Genomic DNA, 21,790 nt, shown 5'->3' with positions numbered 1-21,790 from the left:
GATTCCACCTCACGGTGGACACCCTTGTCTTAAGCTAACGGTTAGCACTATCGGCCCCCGTATCGGACTTTCACCGACGAGTAAACGCCCATGCCGGGCACACTAAAAAAAGCCTTTTAACTGGAGCGTTAAAAGGAAACATTTAAAATTATGTTTAATCACATAAAACTGACAAACAAATTTTTATTATAAAGACCTCCCTATCACTCGTAGAGTTTCTGGTGCAAAATATAGGCAGGTATTCTGACTCAAGAATCATTATTTAAGCACGCCTTCCCCTTTTACGAGTGACATCTTGTGCTTAAATTCATCTATTACAGCTACGAGATAGTTCAGGATTTTAACCTGATTCCCTTTTAATTAATAAATTTTAATTAAACCTAAATTTTAATTAAACCTATATTTTATTATTTACTTTTCATGATCTTTTACATAATATTTTACATGAGTACTTACACCACAATAATATCATTATTAATACAGGAAATCAACCAACAAAGTTGTCCACATTAATCCATAATTTTATGGCCTAATGTGGACAACTTTGTTAATAACTTTACTTATCTTTTATATAGTTTATTATTATTGCTAAACTTATTAGCTCTCTTTAACTAACCTTGCCCTTAAAAACATAGCTTTTTTACCTATACTTGCGAATTTAGCTTCATATTCAGTAATTACATTTTCCTTAAAATCACTCTTATGAAGATCGTATGTTAAAAATAATATTTCAAAACCACATTGCTTAAAATATTCTACAGAGTCCTCAAACAACTCTGTATCATCTGTTTTAAACCACACTTCAGATCCAACTTTTAAAAATTTCTTGTAATTTGTTAAGAATTTAGTATGAGTTAATCTTCTTTTATTATGTCGTTCTTTTGGCCAAGGGTTACAGAAATTTATATAAATTCTACTTATCTCATCTTTTGCAAATACATCATCAATAAACATGATATTTAAAGGCATAAGACGTACATTTACATTTTGATCTGCCTTAACATCTCGAACCTCTATCACTTTTCTAAGTGCAAACACTAATACCTCATCTTTTAAATCTATACCTACAAAATTAATATTAGAATTTTGCCTAGATTTTTCTGCAATAAAACTCCCCTTACCACATCCAAGCTCTAGATGTATTTCATTTTCGTTTTTAAATTCTTCACTCCAATTTCCTTTATGATCATATTGATCTGTTCTTACAATATGGCTGGCTTCTAGTTCCGGCCTAGCCCAATATTTTTTTCTTAAGCGCATATATTTTTCTCCTTACATTTATAATAATAAAATTTTTAACATACTTTTGTTTAGCTACACTTTCTTATTAAAACATCACTTATTATTAAATCATTGACGCGATGTTCATAAAAATATTATATACCCAATTCGCTGGTACTTGCACAATATAAGTAAAACCTGATTGATTACCAGGTAATATAGGTAATATCAACACAATAAATATCAAAAATTGATACCTAGCAAGTGTATCTGATATATTATAGAAAGCCTTTGGAAATAAATCCCTAATTATATGATATCCATCGAATCCAGGTATTGGTACTAAATTAAGAAAAAATAACATGCAATTTATAGACACTGTAATTTGAAATATCTGCAAAATAATAGCATATACATTCCCCTTATTAGGCGAATATTTCCAGAACAAAGCAGTGAAAATTGCAAACATAAATCCTATAATCAAATTTGCAAGTGGGCCCGCAAATGAAACTTTCAAATCATCTTTATAATAATTCTTATAGGAGCTCGGATTTGTTTGAACTGGTTTTGCCCATCCAAAATTCATTATTAAAATCAAAATAAATCCCATTGGATCTATATGAACAAGCGGATTTAGCGTAAGTCTTCCTTGAAATCTTGGAGTTTTATCTCCTAGCCTATCTGCTACAATAGCATGTGCATACTCATGGAATGTAAATGCTATTAAAATTGCCGGTATTGTTAAAATTTTATATAATATTATTTGTGTATCCAAATTTACTCCCCCTCACTTATATTTTTTATTCGTCTACAATGTATAATATATCCATTATATCAAAGTTTATTGCTATTTATATTGATAATACAATTAAATATAATAATATTTATTTGAAGTTAAATCATCTCCTGCAGAGCTGCACTTAATACCTAGTAAAAACTTTCATTTTGAAAGTTCTTACTAAATAAAAAACTATGCCAAAGGCATAGTTTGAAACATTTATTACTTGAAAGGCACAAAGGATACTTTATTATCTACAAGAGATACTACTCCCTTAGTATATAATTGCACTAATTTTCCTTTATAGCTAGTTTGAGTTCCAGAATTTACATCTTTTATAGAACCTTGTACTGTATCATTTTGATATATTTTACCATTAGCTGATACAAATAAATTTTCTTTTGCACAAGGTGTTTGTAATTCAATAGATTTCCATGTACTGGTATCTTCTGATGTTTTACCATAATAAACTTTACTTATTAAATCATCTTTTAACTCTGCGAGATATATATTATCATCATCATCCGCACCGATTAATGTAAGTTTATCAACACCACTAACACTTATACTTTCACTGCTACCAGTAGCATATACTTTGTTGTAAACCGAACCCTCATATACTAATTTATCTTTATGACGCACTAATGCAATATTACCCACAAGATTAGGTATTGTATTAATTTTTGTCATCTCACCCATTCTATCAATTCTAAATATATTAGTTTTGTTATTACCATTTGAAACTTTTACATAAGTAACACCTGTTAAAGTCGATGTCTGTATATCTTCTACTATAGTGTCAGTGCCACCCCACTCTAGTTCTTTTATCTTAACTTTTTCAGCTTTTAATACATCGTAAGAATATAATACTAAGTTACCAGAATCATCGCTTTTTTTCTCTACTAAAAGCATTCTGTTTCTATCTGGTAGCCACTCTGCAAATGAAATTTCGTATCCATCATTTGACTCAATGCCTCTAGTCTTTCCGTCCCTACCATTAGCAATTACTAATTTATTATCTTCATTATAATAAGATAAATATTTAGCATCATAGGATACTAATATCTTTGTAGCATTTGTTGGTATAGTAATATCAATATTCTTTGGCTTTGTACTTGCATTCTCGACAACCTTTTTCGAAACTGCTTTTGAATCAGTAGATAAAAAATAATGATCAATGTAAAAGAGACCTAAACATTGCAAAGATAAAGACACTACTATCCATATGCTTATTCTTTTCGTCCAACTCATATTTCTTTCTCCTTTAACTTTAAAGTTTCATAAGCCTCGCTTTCAGACTATTTCCTATTCTCTATATACATAATTGAAGGTACTGACCTTTCGCCTAAACTATCTGATGGGCTATTTATAACTTCATCATCATAAAATAATGTAGAAGAAGAACCTCCGTCTAAGTTAGAAGCATTAACAGCACCATAATCATACAATACATCTTGTGCTTCCTTTAAAGTAGCACCTAAACTGTTTGTCTGTCTACCGTCAATCACTAAAAATATTATAGCCCCATCTTTTCTTTGCGCTACACATGTTCTAGGTGCAATCCCCCAGCCACCATCACCTTTAGTAATAGTTTTTTGTCCATTTACTATAAGCGCTGGTCCAAAAGATACTGCATCAGTTACTCCAGCTGTTTTCATCTCAGAAAAGCTGTGAGGACCAACTAATAATCTTCCTGCGCTGGTCATTGCTACCACTTCTGTTTTTTTACTTAAATTTTTTATATCGTCAAAAATGATTTTTCCGTTAGACATTATAACCCCAGTTGGATTTGCTCCTGTTCCTGTCCATTTTGATCCATTATCCTCATCTTTAAATCCACCACCATTGATTGCCGCAATCGCATTGTTATCTTTTGCGATATCACTTGTTAGTTGACCTTCCGTTCCAAGTTTACTGCTGCAACCTACTTTTAACCTGTTTGGATCGTTGATTATTAATATGTAACCTTTAAATTTATTTCCTTTTACATCATATCTTTCTATACTATTATCATCTTTATTTTCTACCTTTACACCATCCAAATTATTTTGAACTAAGGCATCCACTGTTTGATCACTCATAATTTTTGCTATTGCCTCTTTAGATAAAAATGTAGTTGCAAGCCATTGTAATGAATAAGTTGTCATTGCCGCACCTACCACCGTACTCTTCACATTTTTAAAAGGACCATAATAAAGCACAAATGGGCCAGTAATTGTTGTGAACAACAATTCAAATATTACAAATAATAAAACAAGTGTGCTCGTACGCTTTTTTATTTTTCTACGTTTTTTTATTCTTCTCATACTTCCCATCCTTTTCTTTATTATGTACTATCACATTGTACAGTATAATCATATAATTTAATACAATATTTTTATGTTATTTATGTAAATTTAACTAATATATGATAATTTAATACAAAAATAGAGTATAAATCTTTATACTCTCACTTACAAAAGAGATTATAAAGATTTATACTATCCTTTAAAAATAGAGTATAAATCTTTATACTCTCACTTATAAAAGAGGATTACAAAAATTTATACTCTAACTTACAAAAGAGAGTATAAATTATTATACTCTCTTCTATATCTACCCTTATTATAATTTTTTTGATCCTTCAAATGCTAGAGGAGATCTCTCACATTCATCATATTTTAAAGTTACTTGATAGCATAAGTCACTACCCTTCATTTTTTCCGATGCATAACAAAGCCCATTTGATCTTTTGTCTAGAAAAGGATGATCTATTTGTTCTGGGTCACCTATAAGAATCAATTTAGTGCCCTCACCAGCTCTAGTTATTATTGCTTTCACTTGTTTTGGTGATAAGTTTTGAGCCTCGTCTATTATTACCCAATTTTTAACTATAGATCTACCTCTAAGGTAAGCAACGGCCTCAGTAGTTATAATTCTCCTATCAAACAAGTCTTTTATTTTATCTGATAATTGTTTTTCATTTTTATAACGCTCTTTTTCATCAGATTCCACAAGTATCTCTAAATTATCAAATACTGGTCTCATAAATGGTGAAATCTTTTCTTGCTCTGTACCAGGTAAAAAACCTATTTCTTCATCCATAGTTACATTTGGCCTGCAAATTAAAATTCTTCTGTACTGCTCACTGCTTTCCTGTAATATCTTTTGAAGCCCTACTGCTAATGAAAATAATGTTTTAGCAGTTCCAGCTGGTCCTTTAATGATTACAAGCGGTGCTTTTATTGAATCAATACTTAAAGCCTCTAACATAAATCTCTGCCCAACATTCCTCGGTACGACTCCTAATGGCTTACTATCCTTATAATAAAGTGGCACTACGTTTTTTCCATCATACCTTGCTAATGCAGTTTGTTTCGGATTTTCCATTGAATGAATTATTAAAAATTGGTTTGTATACAAGAATGGAATAGTATACTCCTCTAACTCCTCATTATATTCAAGTAATACGTCAGCCTCTATGCTTTTTTTACTAAAAAACTCCTGAAGTTTTTCTGGAGACACAAATACCTCTATTCTTCCTGTATACTGATTATCATACTCTGGAACAAATTTTTCATAATAATCTTCTACATTAATATCTACAGCATCCGCCTTTATACGCAAAAATATATCCTTAGTTATGAGCCATACATCTTCACCTTGTTCCTTAATACCTTTACACACTTGCAGTATTCTGTTATCAGCTTTTTCTTTACTCCAAAATGCAGGAATTTCGGTATCATATTGATTCATTTCAACCCGTAGTCTTCCTCCATTTTCTAAATCAATACCTTCATTTAATTTTCCCTGTTTTCTGAGCTCATCGATAAGCCTTGCTGTATATCTAGCATTAGCTCCTAAATCACTTTTATCTTTTTTAAAACTATCTAATTCTTCTAATACTACTTCAGGTATTATTACGTCATTATCACCAAAGGACAATATAGCACTAGGTGAATATAAAATAACATTGGTATCTAGTACATATGTTTTTTTCAAAGTATTAACTCACCCTCTCTCTACTACTAATATATGTAACTAATTCTATAAATGAATTAAAAATGAAATAAATTTTAATTTATTATTAATTTTCTTATAATAGTTTTGACAAGTAATAGTTTTTATTATATAATAAATCTTATAGCATACTCAATAACGTTATAGGATGGTGTATATGGAAAACATTACAACAGTTTTTAAAGAAAAAAAATTAAAACTTACCCCACAAAGGATTGCTGTTTACAAATATTTGCAATCAACAAAAGAACATCCTTCAGCTGAATTAATTTACAAAGCTCTACAACCAACATATCCTACTATGAGTTTGGCTACAGTTTATAAAGCGTTAAAAACTCTTATAAGCGTTGAATTAATAATAGAACTTAACGTTGGTGAAGGTAATTTTAGATATGATTGTAATATGTTACCGCATCCTCACATACAATGCGTAAATTGTGGTAAAGTTGATGACATAGAAGGTATAAGTTTTCCAAATGTACTTGAAGACGTAAAACAATATACTAATTACGAGGTCTTAGCAGATAAACTTTATTTTTATGGGTTATGTGAAGATTGCAAAAAATAAATTATAAAATAAAGGGAAGTATGAATTTTAATTCATACTTCCCTTTATTTTATAAATCACCTTTTATACTATATTTATTATATATTATTTATAGAAGTAGGAAACTTTCCTTCTGAAATGCCGTTAAATATTAATTTTTAAAATTTATTAAATATAAATTAATTAATTATACAGTTGTTACATATAATTTAATGGGTGGTGGAATAAATGAAGTTACAGATAGTATTTTTAAAAAAGAAATATATTTATTATGTTTTGGCTATTATTATTTTTACCATATTACTTACGTATTTCTTTCTTTTCAAAACAAGTACAATAAGTACATTTAATATCGTAAATGAGGTAAAAATGATGCACGCTGATTTAAACGGTGATGGAACTAAGGATATACTCTACATAAAAACAGAGGTTGATAAATACCAAATTCAAATAAATTCTGGAGACAGTAGCTACTATTTAGAACCTTCTAAAAAAATTAAAACCGTTGGTAATTATTATTCGCAGTGGCCGATGAGACTAACACTAATGGACATATCAAGAAATTACGTACCTGAAATATTTACTCAAGCATCAGTAAATAATAAAGCAGTACAGCATGTTTTCCTTTGGAATGGTGAAAAATATGAAGATATATTTAGCAGCACAAATAATATTTTAGGTTTCGTAGACAGTAAAAATAATAAAACCCCTAAAATGTTATCAGGAAACATTAAAGATGGAAAATTAGACCTTACTAGCTACCTTTTTATTCAAGATAGTTTACAATCTTTTGATTACAACTATGTTGATAATTATATGGGTAAAAACAATGTATTAGGTTTCATAACCCTTATGTCGACCCTTCCAGTTTCTGAATTAAATATACCAAAAGAACTTTTTGCTTCTGATCTAAATGGTAATGATATTTCACTCTTAAGTGATTTGTCAGATAAAAAAATGCATTTAACCTTCCAAGATGGTGTTTTCAAAGATTATAATTGGGATAAAGATGGCAATACTAGCGAAGTTTTATGGACATTAAATTTTAAAGGAACTAATAATAATGATATAAAAGAAATAAAAAACTATAGTATAGAATTAATTTTAAAACTTATCCCAAATACCAATAAAGATTCTTCTTTTAAAATTAGCTCTATAGATATCAAATAAAAGCACAAAGCTATTACATTATGTATAAAATATCAATATCATTCGCAAAACAAAAGGGACCGTATTAACGGTCCCAAGGGGGGATGGGGGGGTTACGCATAAAATGTTTTATTTTATGCAAATGGAGATTTAAACTCCGATTACATTTATAATATTAACCTTTTTACTTAGTTTTATTCATTATAAATGATAAATTAATATATTTTTATATGAAGCTGTTTACTACAAAATTATTCCGTATATATATAATTAATTTAAAATATAACCTAATATAAATTGGAGGAATCGTATATGTTTAGTAATAAAGAGAAAGATGTAAATAGAATTGAAACTTTGATTGGCCAGCAATGTTCAATAATTGGTTCTTTGAATGCAAATGGTCTAATTAAAATAGATGGTTCTATTGATGGAGACTTAATTTGTGAAGATGATTTAGTACTAGGTGAATCCGGACAAATAAATGGCGATATCACCTGTAATAATGCATATATAAACGGAATAATGAATGGTAATGTCTCTTGCACAAGCACCTTAACCATAGGCAATTGTGGTAAGGTCCGCGGTGATATTTCTGTGAAAAAATTAATGATCTCTGAGGGTGGAATTCTTGATGGCAAATGTACCATGATCGGTTATGAACAACTTGATGACAACAGCGATAATTTATAAAAACTTCAAGCAAAAGAGTAACACATAACTTTAAAATTTATGTGTTACTCTTATTAATTTATATACTCTCAATGTTTTAAGTTGGAATTTTCCTCTACAATTCTATTTAGCATTCCAAGTTTTTCTTCATCTACTAGATGAGCTAATATATATATAAGCTGCCCCTTATCTTCATCTTCTAACTCTTCTAAAATACTATGTGTATTCTCCTTAGGACTTGTATGTTTAAATTCAACATCGTTATTTTCAAAAGAATCATCATTTGCAAAAGAATCATTACTTGATATAGAATTCATCATATCAGTAAAATCCGAACTATTTAAATCTAAATTATTTAAATCTATTCCAGATAACATATTTGAAATTTGACTCAAATCTATATTACCCATGCCTGAAAATATATTTGAAAAAACATTATCTTGCTTATTTTCATTTGAACTTACTACATCATTACTTTCAGTATCATTATTATCATTATTTACATCAACTTTATTACTATTATTTTTGTTTTTATTGTTTTTTACAACATTTGGTGCAGATTTTACATTACCTGAATTAGAACTGTTATTTGAGTTTCCTTGCATGTTATTACTTTGACCACCTAAACTTCCCATAAGATTACCTAAAATATTGTCTTGTCCTCCTAAATTAGAAAGCAAATTGCCTAACATGTTATTGTCCTGGCCACCTAATCCACCTAATAAATTACCTAGCATGTTATTATTGTTACCACCTAACCCAGAGAGTAAACTCTCAACCATATTACCACCACTGCCGTTACCAGTACCATTTCCAGAAAGAAAACTAGATATTAATCCAATCAAAGGATTTGCACCGTTTCCATTAAGCATTTGTGCTAATGGGTTATTATTAGCATTGTTATTTTGATTATTGTTATTACCATTGTTATTGTTGTTGTTATTACTGTTGCCATTATTGCCATTGTTACTGTTGCCATTATTACCATTGCCATCATTATTATTATTATTATTATTGTTATTGTTATTATTCATGTTGTTATCCATATTATTTCTATCACGCTTATGATGTTTTGACATATTTATCACCTCATTTATAAATGGGAGAGCATTTAAGCTCCCCCTTATTTTTTTAAATTAGCATCCGCAGCTTTTTACTGCATTTCCGCCATATCCACCTTTACAGAAACAAAAACCTAGGAATAACAATATTAGTAAAAACGCATTTTTGTTTTCAAGTAGACATGTTCTTTGAAGTATAATTAATAATATTATCGCACAAATCGGATTCGTGCATAAATTTCCTACTGAATTTCCACCGCATGCAGTCACTGGACTACTTCCACAACATTTATTTTCACAACGTCTTCTTTTAGACATATAAAACTCCCCTTTCTGGGCCAAATTTTAATGTGTTACATATTTCGACTAAAGTTAAGAACATATAATTCATCTATTGTTTACTTAATATCTATTTCTAACTTATGCTTAACTATCATAGTTAATCTTCATCACAGCTATCTAAGTTAATAATATTGTTTGTACATCCTTTGTTATTTCTTCCATTGCCACTACATACCAATAAAAGAATTAAAACTATTATCCAAATACCACTTCCTCCGCCACATCCAGAGCCGAGTCCGCCTAATCCAAATAATCCATTGTTACTTGATCCACCACATCTACAAAGTTCCTTGCAGTGTTTTGGCTCACATCCACATACAGTACCATTATCTTGTCCTTGACCTTGAGAGCAGAATAAAAGCAATAAAACGATTATCCAAATACCACTACCACCACCGAGTCCACCACCATTGTTACATCCGCCGCCATCGTTGTTACAATTGCAGCTTTTATTGGAACCATTTTTTTGAGAATCAGCTAATCCACTTAATAAGTCATTCATATCCATCTAAATACCCTCCTTTTAATTGCTTTTCTTGATTTACATTTAAAATCTTTTTCTTTTGTTTTCTAATATATACTATTCTCACAGAAATAAATTGATACAAAATGTTTATATAATTACAAAGCAAAAAAAAATAGACCCCATAACGATGTGCGCTTGTTATTAGCTAACACACCGTAATGTAGATCTATTTTATTCTTATTATAGTATCGGATTTCCATTAGATATAGATGGATCTCCTTCTGAACTGTCATCAAATCATCTCCTACGGAGCTGAAATATTAACGACTTCAGAATGAGATTTGTATCTCTTCTAAAATTTTGTTATTACTATAATATTGGATTTCCATTAGATATAGATGGATCTCCTTCTGAACTGTCGTTAAACATATTTCCTAAAAGATCTTTTACACCTATTTTTTTAAGTGATGAGATATTTATAATCTCCTCACTTGAATCTAGTTCTAAAGTTTCTCTTATTAATTTATTGTTTTTTACAAGTTCTGCTCTGTTTAGTTTATCTTTTTTGGTTGCAACTATTACAACTTCGTATCCAAAATGTTTTATCCATCCGTACATTAGAAGGTCATCTTTAGTTGGTTTACGTCTACAATCAACTAGTAATGCTACCTTTTGTAGTTGAGGTCTACGAACTAAATAGTCCTCCATCATTTTTCCCCATTTAGCTTGTTCAGTTTTGGATACTTTTGCATATCCGTAACCTGGTAAATCAACAAAATAAAAGCTATCATTTATTAGAAAGAAATTTATAAGTCTAGTCTTGCCAGGTGTTCCACTAACTTTAACTAGTTTTCTTCTATTTGTAATAGTATTTATCAAAGATGACTTACCTACATTTGATCTTCCAACAAAAGCATATTCTACTCTATTATCTGTTGGGTACTGAGCCGGTTTTACTGCTGATATTATAAATTCAGATTTTTTTATCTCCATTATTTATCTCTCCGTTTACTGTATTTTCAAGTAACGCATGTTCAAGTACATTTTCTACTTTACTTGCAAATATAAATTTTAGTTTGTCCTTAATACTCTTTGGTATTTTTTCTGTATCTTTTTCATTCTCACAAGGAATTATAATTGTGTCAATACCCGCTCTATATGCAGCTAGTGATTTTTCCTTAAGCCCTCCAATAGGTAGAACTCTTCCTGTAAGCGTAATTTCACCAGTCATTGCTATATTATGTCTTACTTTTCTATTAGTTAATGCAGACACCATTGCAGTTATCATAGTTACACCCGCTGATGGTCCATCCTTAGGTACTGACCCCTCTGGAACATGAATATGAATGTCTATATTTTTATAAAAGTCTTTATCTATATTATATTTAAAAGCATTAGCCCTAACATAACTATATCCAGCTTTAGCAGATTCTTTCATAACATCTCCTAATTGGCCTGTAAGCTCTAGCTTACCGGTTCCCTCCATGGCGCTTGCCTCAACTGGCAATGTGACCCCACCAACTTCAGTCCATGCTAGTCCAGTTACTACACCGACTTTATCTTCAGTTTCGGCCTTATCATAAGTAAATATAGCTGCACCTAAATATCTCTTAACATGCGTCGCTGTAACATTAACACTATTCTTGTCTTTTTCTACCATTTCTGTTATTGCTTTTCGAATTACAGAAGCAATTTGTCTTTCAAGGCTTCTAACTCCTGATTCTCTTGTATAGTTTTCAATTATACAAGTTATTGAATTGTCCGAAAATGCTATTTTACCATCATCCATATTATGCTCTTTTAACATCTTTGGAATAAGATGATTTTTTGCAATATGGAATTTTTCCTCTGAAGTATATCCAGATACCTCAATAACTTCCATTCTATCGAGTAGAGGCCTTGGAATAGTGTCCAATTTATTAGCAGTAGTTATAAATAGGACTTTTGATAAATCAAAGTCTAATTCTAGGTAATGATCCCTAAAACTTGCATTTTGCTCACTATCCAATACTTCTAAAAGAGCATCTGCAGGATCACCCTTAATATCCCCACTCATCTTATCAATTTCATCTAATAGGAATAATGGATTCTTTGATCCGGCTTGCTTCATGGCATATATGATTCTACCTGGAATTGCTCCCACGTAAGTTTTCCTATGTCCCCTTATTTCAGCCTCATCTTTTACTCCACCAAGTGACATTCTAACAAAATTTTTATTTAATGCATTTGCAACAGACTTTGCTATAGATGTTTTTCCAACTCCTGGTGGCCCTACCAAACAAAGTATAGGTCCTTTAAGTGTCTTGCTAATTTTTTTAACTGCTAAATATTCTATTATTCTTTCTTTAACCTCTTCGAGCCCATAATGTTCTTTATCAAAAACTTCTCTAGCCTTACTTATGTCAATATTATCTTTAGTTGATTTATTCCAAGGTAAAGCTAATATCCAATCTAAATATGCCTTTGATACCCCACTCTCGGCAGAATAATTTCCCGAACTCTTTAATTTGCTTAGCTCATAATTTGCTTTTTCTTTTGGTTCTTTAGGAAGTTTTGCTTTTTTAATTTTATTTTCATATTCAGTTACTTCTTTTTTATTTTCGTCATCTTCGCCGAGTTCCTCTTGTATAGCTTTCATTTGTTCCCTTAGATAATATTCCTTTTGAATTTTATCTATTTTAACTTTAACCTTGGTTCCAATTTTCTTTTCTATTTTTAAAACTTCAAGCTCATTCTTTAATATAATTAACAGTTTTTCGAGTCTCTTAGTAACATCTAATATTTCAAGCAATTCTTGTTTTGTTTGTGGTTTTAATGTTAAATAAGAACTTACAATATCACAATATCTTCCTGGTTCTTCAGTTTCTTCTAAACTGAATAACGCATCTGGAAAACTGTTAACCGATAAATTTATGTATTCTTCGAAGGCTTTATCTATAATTTTAATGTATGCCTTACATTTTTTATCATCTGCGCTTTTTTCATCGTAAATAAGTTCTACTTCCACCCGTACAAATGGTTCCTTATCTTTATACTCTAAAATTTTACCTCTTTGTATTCCCTCAACTAGTACTCTAATTGTATCTCCTGGTAACTTTAATATTTGTTTAACGTTACAAATAGTACCAATTTCATATATATCCTTTTCTTCTGGTTCTTCAATTTTTGATACTTTCTGTGAAACCAGAAAAATTTCTTGATTATTTAGCATAGCATCTTCTAATGCTAGTATAGATTTTTCTCTACCAACATCAAAATGCAATACCATATATGGAAATATATTCATACCTCTTAGCGGAATTAACGGAAGAAGTTTTGTTGTTTTATCCATTTTTCTCCCTCTTTTCTATATTAATCGTCGTTTATAAATATAAAATTATTATTTTAATTTTATATTGAATCGATATCTTAAACCATAAATACTCACACATCGTATTTTTATAGTTATACTATATTTATATAGTCACTATATTTATATAGTGCCACTACTATAGTATACCTATAATATAATTATTTTTCAATACTACAGACTTTAAAATAAAAAAAGGTAATCCACTATATATAATGATGGATTACCTTTTTTAAGAAAATGGTAGGCTATATTTTTAATGACTTTGCAGCTATAATGTCTACCTCTGGTTCAAATGTAGTTTTAATATTTTTAGGTATCTCTTGAAGCAACGCTTCTTTAATTACCTCACTAATATTACTAACTGGTATGATTTTAATATCGACCATGGTATTAAAACTATCTTGAAAGTTATCCCTTGGAATAATTACTTTTGTTGCTCCTGCTTTTTTAGCAGCAGCAATTTTAGCATTCACACCACCTATTGGTAATACATTACCATGTATTGATATCTCTCCTGTCATAGCAACCATATTATCCACTGGGATTCCCTTTATTGCACTGTACATCGCAGTTGTTATACTTACTCCTGCAGATGGGCCATCCACTGGTGATCCACCTGGGAAGTTAACATGAATGTCATAATCGTCACAATCTATATTAAAATATTTTTCAAGTACTGTAACTACATTTTCTACTGAGGACCTTGCAGTGCTTTTTCGTCGTAGTCTTTTATTGCTGCTGGTTATCTCCTCTTCTTCAATAATCCCTGTAATTTTAAGAATGCCTTTTCTAAGCTTTACCCTTTTGGCACTAGCTTCAATTTCCATTACAGCTCCTATATTAGCTCCATAAACAGCAAGACCATTTACATAACCAATTTGTGGCTTATCTGATATTCTAGACTCAAGCCTAGGTGAATATTGACCATTCTCAATAACCCACTCAATATCTTCAATACTTACTTCATCTCTTTCATCATTAATTGCCATTCCACAAGCTAGTTGAATTAAATTAACAGTGTCACGTCCATTACTTGAGTATTTACCTACAAGTTGTAGTGCTTTATCACAAATTTTAAGATCCATTTTGCTTATTGAATTTTTGGCAATTTGCTGTAATTCTTCTGGTAATAATGCTCTAAAAAATATTTCTATACATCTTGACCTTATGGCAGGCATTATTTCTTCCGGATTACGTGTAGTTGCACCGATTAACCTAAAATCAGCTGGCAATCCTTCATCAAACACTTCCTTTATATATAGAGGCATATTAGGATCCTCTTCATTATAATAAGCACTATCTAAAAAGACTTTTCTATCCTCTAATACTTTAAGAAGTTTATTCATTTCTATAGGATGTAACTCCCCAATTTCATCAATAAATAGGATTCCACCATGCGCCTTTGTAACGGCACCAGGCTTTGGTTGAGGCACTCCGGCTACCCCGAGTGGCCCTGCTCCTTGATAAATAGGATCATGAACTGATCCTATAAGTGGATCCGCTATACCCCTTTCATCAAACCTAACAGTAGTACCATCTATTTCTATAAACTTCGAACCTTGCTTAAACGGAGATCTTGCTCTTTTTTTAGCATCTGCAAGCACTAATCTAGCAGCTGCTGTTTTTCCTATTCCAGGCGGACCATAAATTATGACATGTTGAGGATTAGGACCACATATCGCTGCCTGTAATGCCTTAATTCCTTCTTCTTGACCTATTACCTCATCAAATGTCGTTGGTCTGCTTTTTTCCGTAAGTGGTTCTGTAAGGCTTATGTTTTTCATTTTTCTTAAATTTTCCATTTCTTTTCTATTTCCCTTATTAACGACCACCTTACCACTTTTTTGGGCTTTTAATGCATTAAAAAAGTATAGACCAATAACTACCGTAAAAAAGAATTGTACTGCCATGAGAATTTTAGTTGTCATAATAATTAAAGTTTAATGATGAAACTATTAAACTAATCCTCCTTTCACATATTAAATTTGCATATTTTACTAAATATTGCATCATTTGATATTATGCTCAAGTAAGACTAAATGTATTCATTTTTTCCTATATAATATTATTAATTCATATAACTTTTTTACTTTAAAATAGTGTTTTTAATAACTCGATAAAACACAAAAAGACCGATACAATATCCGTCTTTTTGTGTTTTGAAAAGATTCATTTATGCTGATTCTGGTCCTTTTTTACCTTTAATTTGTTTTGTAATTTTTATTTTTTCTCTTTTCCCACCTTCAGCTAAAACTAATTCTGGATTTCTAGTTTGAATAGTTTCCGCATTAATTATAACTTTAGCTACTTCTTCATTTGATGGGATATCAAACATAACTTCCTTCATCGTGTCTTCTATAATAGATCTAAGTCCACGAGCTCCAGTTTCTCTTTTAATAGCCTCTTTTGCAATAGCTTTTAAAGCTTCTTCTTTAAACTCTAATTCCACATTATCCATCTCAAACAATTTCTTATATTGCTTAACTAATGCGTTTTTAGGTTCACTAAGAATTTTAACCAATGCATGTTCATCTAAAGCTTCAAGTGTAACTACTATTGGAAGTCTACCTACAAACTCTGGAATTAATCCAAATTTCAATAAATCTCCTGGCATTATAGATTTAAGTAACTCTCCTACGTTTTCTTCATGTTTAGATCTTATTTCAGCTCCAAACCCAACTGATGTAGTTCTAGTCCTTTTTTCTATAATTTTATCAAGTCCATCAAATGCTCCTCCACATATAAATAATATATTAGCAGTATTTATCTGAATAAACTCTTGGTGAGGATGCTTTCTCCCACCTTGTGGTGGAACTGATGCTGTAGTTCCTTCGAGTATTTTAAGTAATGCCTGTTGAACGCCTTCTCCAGATACATCACGAGTTATAGATGGATTCTCAGATTTTCTTGCTATCTTATCGATTTCATCTATATAAATAATACCTTTTTCTGCTTTTTCTACATCGTAATCAGCATTTTGTATTAATTTAAGAAGAATATTTTCAACATCTTCTCCTACATACCCAGCTTCAGTAAGCGTAGTCGCATCTGCTATAGCAAAAGGCACATTTAAGAATTTTGCTAATGTTTGAGCAAGTAGAGTTTTACCACAGCCTGTAGGCCCAAGTAATAGGATATTACTCTTTTGGAGTTCAACCTCACCCTCATTAACATTTGAATTTATTCTTTTATAATGATTATAAACTGCTACTGCCAAAGATTTTTTAGCTGTATTTTGTCCAATTACGTAATCATCTATATATTTCTTTATTTCTGCAGGTTTTGGAAGTGCTCCTAAATCTAATTCAACATCTCCTTGGAATTCATCTACGATTATTTCAGAACACAATTCTATACATTCATCACAAATATATACTCCTGGTCCCGCAATTAATCTTCTAACTTGTTCCTGGGTTTTGCCACAAAAAGAGCATTTAAGTTGCTTTTTTTCATCAAACTTTGTCATATTTTCACCTCAACTAACCTTATTTAGTTAAATCATCTCCTAGATCGCTAGAAAAGCAACCTAGAAGATGTATTGACGACCTTTGAAATATCGTTAAAACTATTTCTTTTTAGTTATAACTTCGTCTATTAGCCCGTATTCCATTGCTTCTTGTGCACTCATAAAGTAATCTCTTTCAACATCATGTTTAATTTTTTCTATTGGTTGTCCGGTTCTTTCGCTGTATATTCTATTTAATGTATCTTTAGTTTTCATGATTCGTTTTGCATGAATATCTATATCAGTTGCCTGACCTTGAAATCCTCCTAAAGGCTGATGTATTAAAATCTCACTATTAGGTAATGCAAATCTTTTTCCTTTTTCTCCAGCATTTAATAAGAAAGATCCCATAGATGCTGCCATACCAATACAAATAGTTGAAACTTGTGGTTTGATATATTGCATAGTATCATATATAGCCATTCCTGATGTAATTGATCCACCTGGACTATTTATATATAAATAAATATCTTTATCTGGATCCTCTGATTCTAAAAACAATAACTGAGCAACAATTAAACTTGCAGTTACATCATTTACCTCTTCTCCTAGAAAAATTATCCTATCTTTTAATAATCTTGAATAAATATCATAAGATCTTTCTCCCCTATTAGTTTGTTCAACAACCATTGGCACTAAACTCATATAACTCACTCCTCTGCTCTAATAATATTACTGCTTTAAATGGTAATCTATTCCTTAATTATATCCTAAATATTAACTTTTTAATCATTTATTTTTATCCTATATTTAAAATTAATTGCCAGAGAAATATCTGGCAATTAATTTAAGTATATATTATGCGATCACTTTAGCATTTTCGACTAACATTTTTATTACTTTTTCATTCAAAACATCGACTTTTAGATATTGTTTTTGCGCTTTCATAATTAAATCTGCCGTTTTATCTATATCTTTGTCTCCGTATTGTTTTGCAACTTCTTTTGCTTTTGCAAGCATTTCTTCATCACTTGCTTCAACATTTTCTTTTTTCGCTATTTCAGTTATAACTAAATCAGTCTTAACTCTCTTTTCAGCTGATTCTTTCATAAATGATCTAACTTTTTCTTCAGTATTGTTAGTATACTGATAATACGATTCAAGGTCTAATCCTTGTTGTTTTAATTTCATTTCTAAATCTTTAAGCATTACATCAGTTTCTCTTTTTACCATAATTTCTGGAATGTCCATTACAACATTAGAGCAAGCTGCATCTATTACTGCTTCTTCAAATTCTTTCTGTTCTCTATCTTTACCTGATTTTTCAAGTGACTTTTTAATGTCATTTCTTAATTCTTCTAAAGTATCAAATTCTGATACATCTTTAGCAAATTCATCATCAATAGCTGGTAAATCTTTTGCTTTCATGCTTTTAACAGTTACATTAAAAGTTGCTTGTTTACCATTTAAGTCTTCTCTTCCATATGCTTCTGGGAAATTAACTTTAACTTCTTTAGCCTCTCCAGCTTTTAAACCAACTAATTGTTCCTCAAAAGTATCAATAAATGATCCTGAACCAATTTCTAGTTCAAAGTCTTTTCCTTCTCCACCTTCAAAAGCTGTTTCTTCAATAAATCCTTTGAAATCTATAATTGCTATATCGCCCATTGCAACTGTGCCTTCTAGCTTATCTTCTATTCTAGCATTTTTTTCTTGCATGCCTTTTAGTTGACTTTCAATTTCATCATCTGATACATTATATTCAACTTTCTTAGCCTCTAGTCCTTTATATTCTCCAAGTTTAACTTCTGGTGCTACTTGAACTGATGCTGTGTATATAAAGTCTTTTCCTTCTTCTATTTGAATAATATCAATTTTAGGGTAATCCAACGGATTTATGTCATGTTCTTTTAAAGCCTCTGGATATGTATCATCACAGCAAAAATTTATAGCATCTTCAAAAAAAACACCATCACCATACATTTTCTTTATTATATTCATTGGAGCTTTACCTTTTCTGAATCCTGGTATATTCATTGATTTTGAATTTTTTGCACTAGATTTCTTTAAAGATTTATTAAATCTTTCTGCTTCTACCGTTATTTCTAATTTAATAATATTTTTCTCTAATTTTTCCATTTTAATGTTCATTATATTACTCCTCCTAATCGCTCACAAATGCTTATTTCTTTATATATTATAACATAACTTTTAACTTATTTACAAATACTATTAAGCATATTTGCTCAAATAGTCTAATATTATGATTATACCCAAATTTTAAATAATTTACAAGATAATTTTATTCAAATGATTACTTTAATATGATATAAAACATTTATCATTATATCATCTCCTGGGTCGCTGAATTGTTGTTAAACTTTTTCGAAACTAGATCTTTCGCCTTTGTAAGTTCAGCGTAGCTTGAAAAATTATCACTATACACTTCTATAATTCCTTTTCCACTATAATTAACATTTTTAAGATTCCTTGCAATGTCACCATAGTCTAAATTTCCTTTTCCCGGTAAAAGACAAGGTGAATTATCATCTCGATCGTTTATATGAAGATTCACAATGTTACTCCCCATAACTTTAATATACTTTTCTATAGGAATATTAGCTTTGCATGCTTGTTTCAAATCTAAAGTAAAATATATTGGATATTTACATTCCTGCGACAAAAGAGTTAAGAATTCTAAATTCGAAGACATACACCATGAGACATTTTCCTGTGCTAACTTAATTCCTGCTTCTAGTGCTATATATGAAAGTTCATTATATATATCAAGAATAAATTTAGTATCAAGTCCACTTAAATCAGTATGTCTCATTCCATGAAAGGTGTAACAACTTGCGCCTAAAATCTTTGCTGCCTTAACAACTTTTTTAAATTGTTTTAACATATCTTTGCGTCTTCTGTCATATTTGTCAAATAAATAAGGTTCAAAAGAAACTGAAAATGCATGAACTGAATTTACATTGAATTCATATAGTTCTTTTTTCACCAGTAGTGCTCTTATAAATTCCTCGTTATATTCGCTTTGAGTATTTAAAAATATTTCACCAAAATTAAATCCTAACTCTTTCATCGTATGTATACTATGTTCTGTATTCAGTTTAGGATAAAAACATGCCGAAGATAATCCTATATCCATGTTTAGCCTCTTTTCGCTATTTCGTTACTTGACCTAAGGCAGTTAAATAAACTACATTTCCATCTATGTTTGCCTCTAGCCCCTTAGCCGCCAAATCTCCGAAAGTAATCTTCATTCCTGATGCTGGCTGTACCTGCATATGAACACTATCTTTTAAATTTAGCTTCCATATATATTGTATTTTTTTTTCATTCATCCAAGGTAACTCGCTAACATATACAATATTATCTTCATCAATAAACTTTGGTGTAATTGACCATATGTAATTTGGATTTATTTTAAGTTGCTCTTCTTTTGAATAAGTTTGATTTTTACTAGAAACATAAGTCTTTCTTGATATGTCTTTACTAATTTTATTTACACCAACATATAACATATCTTGGTTCTTTGTATTTTGTATAACAATTGATGTTTTGCTTGGACTTATATCATATAATACATCCTTAGTGTTTGATATACCTTTTATAGTCTTATTTGATGATACTGCATTATATTCAACAGTTACCTTTTGACCATCGGGCATTGTAGCGATAAAAGATGACTTGTCTGCTGTTGCTTTTGCTTTTGCGGCTTTTGCTGCTATTGATGCTTTCGCTTTCTTAGCCTTTTCATCATTAGTCTGTTGCTGTGAAACTTCTTCTGATTTATTTTGGACTTTATCATCGTTTGATACATTTGATAAAGTACTATTTGTACCTTTATTCGTTAAACCTTTAAAATCTATACTTAAAAATATGACGAGCCCTATTATAGGTATAACAATTAGTGATAATATTACCTTTTTTCGTTTTTTTATTTTTCTATCATAATCCTTACTAAATATACTAGGCTTCTTCATATGATTTACCTCCATTATAATTAATGCACTGTTACCATTCATACATTCTGTATACATACTTTCTAATCGATAACTATACATTACTTATTATACCTCATTACATATGAAAATAATATCGTTTTCTTTAATTACACAATATCACTTTATGTGTAAACGTTTTATATTTTAATATATCGATATTATGTGTTTTAATGCAAACTAGTGTCAAATTTATTTTAGCCTTCCTATTAAAACAAATCATTATTTTTTAAAATAATGATTTGTTTTCCCCCTTTGTAAACGAATAATTCATAGTTGTTTCACTTTTATATACCTCTGTTACTTTTATTTTAAAATTATTTAATGTCATTTAATCTATATATATCAACAGTCATAAGGTTTTTTAAATATTCATAATATTAAAACATTTACAAAATCACTTGAACTGTTTCACTTTTAATATTACAATATGTTTATCAACAAGATTGACTTACACAAATTAAAATAAATGATAACTTTATTATTTATTTTATCACTAAGCATTAACAATAATAATTAAGTAATGTATAATATAATAGTGTAGTACTTATTATTAAACAATATTGATTGTTAATTGTATGATCATTTAATTACATAATAAAATGGTCATTTATAGCAACACTTTAAAAACAGTATAGAGTAGTCACGGAAACTAATATGTAAAACTTGAATTTGTATGAAGTAATATCGAACTATAATTTTTGTGTTAAGAGAGCAGTTAGTAATAAAAATAGGTATAGCAAACAAG

The 21,790-nt window shown here is 30.1% G+C and carries 19 protein-coding genes and 1 riboswitch; of the genes, 3 read left to right on the top strand and 16 right to left on the bottom strand.

Annotated elements, in window-relative coordinates:
• Window positions 1-216 precede the first annotated feature (216 nt).
• Window positions 217-399, bottom strand: a riboswitch (cobalamin riboswitch).
• Between the two features lie 198 nt (window positions 400-597).
• From trmB to KPL37_RS16430, 5 genes are all read right to left on the bottom strand, one after another.
• Entirely contained in the window at window positions 598-1,260 is a 663-nt protein-coding gene (trmB, locus tag KPL37_RS16450; RefSeq protein WP_216151100.1) for a tRNA (guanosine(46)-N7)-methyltransferase TrmB, read from the bottom strand.
• A gap of 85 nt (window positions 1,261-1,345) precedes the next feature.
• Window positions 1,346-1,996, bottom strand: a complete 651-nt coding sequence (locus tag KPL37_RS16445) for a site-2 protease family protein (RefSeq protein ID WP_216151099.1) — start codon at window positions 1,994-1,996, stop codon at window positions 1,346-1,348.
• A 225-nt stretch (window positions 1,997-2,221) separates the two neighbouring features.
• Window positions 2,222-3,250: a hypothetical protein gene (locus KPL37_RS16440; protein WP_216151098.1), complete on the bottom strand. Its 1,029-nt coding sequence runs from the start codon at window positions 3,248-3,250 to the stop codon at window positions 2,222-2,224.
• A 47-nt stretch (window positions 3,251-3,297) separates the two neighbouring features.
• A complete protein-coding gene (locus KPL37_RS16435) occupies window positions 3,298-4,305 on the bottom strand; it encodes a phosphodiester glycosidase family protein (protein WP_216151097.1) in 1,008 nt (335 codons plus the stop codon).
• A 298-nt stretch (window positions 4,306-4,603) separates the two neighbouring features.
• Window positions 4,604-5,980, bottom strand: coding sequence for a PhoH family protein (locus KPL37_RS16430; protein WP_216151096.1), 1,377 nt, complete (start codon window positions 5,978-5,980; stop codon window positions 4,604-4,606).
• A gap of 175 nt (window positions 5,981-6,155) precedes the next feature.
• Here KPL37_RS16430 and perR point away from each other — a divergent pair, with 175 nt between their 5' ends.
• From perR to KPL37_RS16415, 3 genes are all read left to right on the top strand, one after another.
• The gene (gene perR, locus KPL37_RS16425) at window positions 6,156-6,566 is read left to right on the top strand and encodes a transcriptional regulator PerR (protein WP_216151095.1); all 411 of its coding nucleotides are present in this window, start codon (window positions 6,156-6,158) and stop codon (window positions 6,564-6,566) included.
• Window positions 6,567-6,773: 207 nt separating this feature from the next.
• Window positions 6,774-7,715: a VCBS repeat-containing protein gene (locus KPL37_RS16420; RefSeq protein ID WP_216151094.1), complete on the top strand. Its 942-nt coding sequence runs from the start codon at window positions 6,774-6,776 to the stop codon at window positions 7,713-7,715.
• Between the two features lie 291 nt (window positions 7,716-8,006).
• Window positions 8,007-8,384, top strand: a complete 378-nt coding sequence (locus KPL37_RS16415) for a bactofilin family protein (protein ID WP_216151093.1) — start codon at window positions 8,007-8,009, stop codon at window positions 8,382-8,384.
• Window positions 8,385-8,452: 68 nt separating this feature from the next.
• Here the strand turns inward: KPL37_RS16415 and KPL37_RS16410 are convergent, their stop codons facing one another.
• The 11 genes from KPL37_RS16410 to KPL37_RS16360 form a co-directional block, all read right to left on the bottom strand.
• Window positions 8,453-9,442 carry a hypothetical protein gene (locus KPL37_RS16410; RefSeq protein WP_216151091.1) on the bottom strand — a complete coding sequence of 330 codons (990 nt, stop codon included), beginning with the start codon at window positions 9,440-9,442 and terminating at the stop codon, window positions 8,453-8,455.
• Window positions 9,443-9,499: 57 nt separating this feature from the next.
• Entirely contained in the window at window positions 9,500-9,742 is a 243-nt protein-coding gene (locus KPL37_RS16405) for a hypothetical protein (RefSeq protein WP_216151089.1), read from the bottom strand.
• A 121-nt stretch (window positions 9,743-9,863) separates the two neighbouring features.
• Window positions 9,864-10,274, bottom strand: coding sequence for a hypothetical protein (locus KPL37_RS16400; RefSeq protein WP_216151087.1), 411 nt, complete (start codon window positions 10,272-10,274; stop codon window positions 9,864-9,866).
• Between the two features lie 327 nt (window positions 10,275-10,601).
• Complete coding sequence (gene yihA, locus KPL37_RS16395) at window positions 10,602-11,225, bottom strand: ribosome biogenesis GTP-binding protein YihA/YsxC (protein WP_216151085.1); 624 nt, start codon at window positions 11,223-11,225, stop codon at window positions 10,602-10,604.
• Window positions 11,206-13,563: an endopeptidase La gene (gene lon / locus KPL37_RS16390; RefSeq protein ID WP_216151083.1), complete on the bottom strand. Its 2,358-nt coding sequence runs from the start codon at window positions 13,561-13,563 to the stop codon at window positions 11,206-11,208. The genes yihA and lon overlap by 20 nt, the downstream gene beginning before the upstream one ends.
• 266 nt (window positions 13,564-13,829) lie before the next feature.
• A complete protein-coding gene (gene lonB, locus KPL37_RS16385; RefSeq protein WP_216151081.1) occupies window positions 13,830-15,512 on the bottom strand; it encodes an ATP-dependent protease LonB in 1,683 nt (560 codons plus the stop codon).
• A gap of 245 nt (window positions 15,513-15,757) precedes the next feature.
• Entirely contained in the window at window positions 15,758-17,050 is a 1,293-nt protein-coding gene (gene clpX, locus KPL37_RS16380; protein ID WP_216151079.1) for an ATP-dependent Clp protease ATP-binding subunit ClpX, read from the bottom strand.
• A 99-nt stretch (window positions 17,051-17,149) separates the two neighbouring features.
• Window positions 17,150-17,734 carry an ATP-dependent Clp endopeptidase proteolytic subunit ClpP gene (gene clpP / locus KPL37_RS16375; protein ID WP_216151077.1) on the bottom strand — a complete coding sequence of 195 codons (585 nt, stop codon included), beginning with the start codon at window positions 17,732-17,734 and terminating at the stop codon, window positions 17,150-17,152.
• 153 nt (window positions 17,735-17,887) lie between these two features.
• Window positions 17,888-19,180, bottom strand: a complete 1,293-nt coding sequence (gene tig, locus KPL37_RS16370; protein ID WP_216151076.1) for a trigger factor — start codon at window positions 19,178-19,180, stop codon at window positions 17,888-17,890.
• A 193-nt stretch (window positions 19,181-19,373) separates the two neighbouring features.
• The gene (locus KPL37_RS16365; RefSeq protein ID WP_216151075.1) at window positions 19,374-20,186 is read right to left on the bottom strand and encodes a sugar phosphate isomerase/epimerase family protein; all 813 of its coding nucleotides are present in this window, start codon (window positions 20,184-20,186) and stop codon (window positions 19,374-19,376) included.
• 16 nt (window positions 20,187-20,202) lie between these two features.
• Window positions 20,203-21,024, bottom strand: a complete 822-nt coding sequence (locus tag KPL37_RS16360) for a hypothetical protein (protein ID WP_216151074.1) — start codon at window positions 21,022-21,024, stop codon at window positions 20,203-20,205.
• Window positions 21,025-21,790 lie beyond the last annotated feature (766 nt).

The sequence above is a fragment of the Clostridium frigoris genome (genome assembly GCF_018861865.1).
Taxonomy (GTDB): Bacteria; Bacillota; Clostridia; order Clostridiales; family Clostridiaceae; genus Clostridium_AD; species Clostridium_AD frigoris.
The sequence above is the reverse complement of the archived record's forward strand: the minus strand, read 5'-3'. Positions and strand labels throughout refer to the sequence as shown.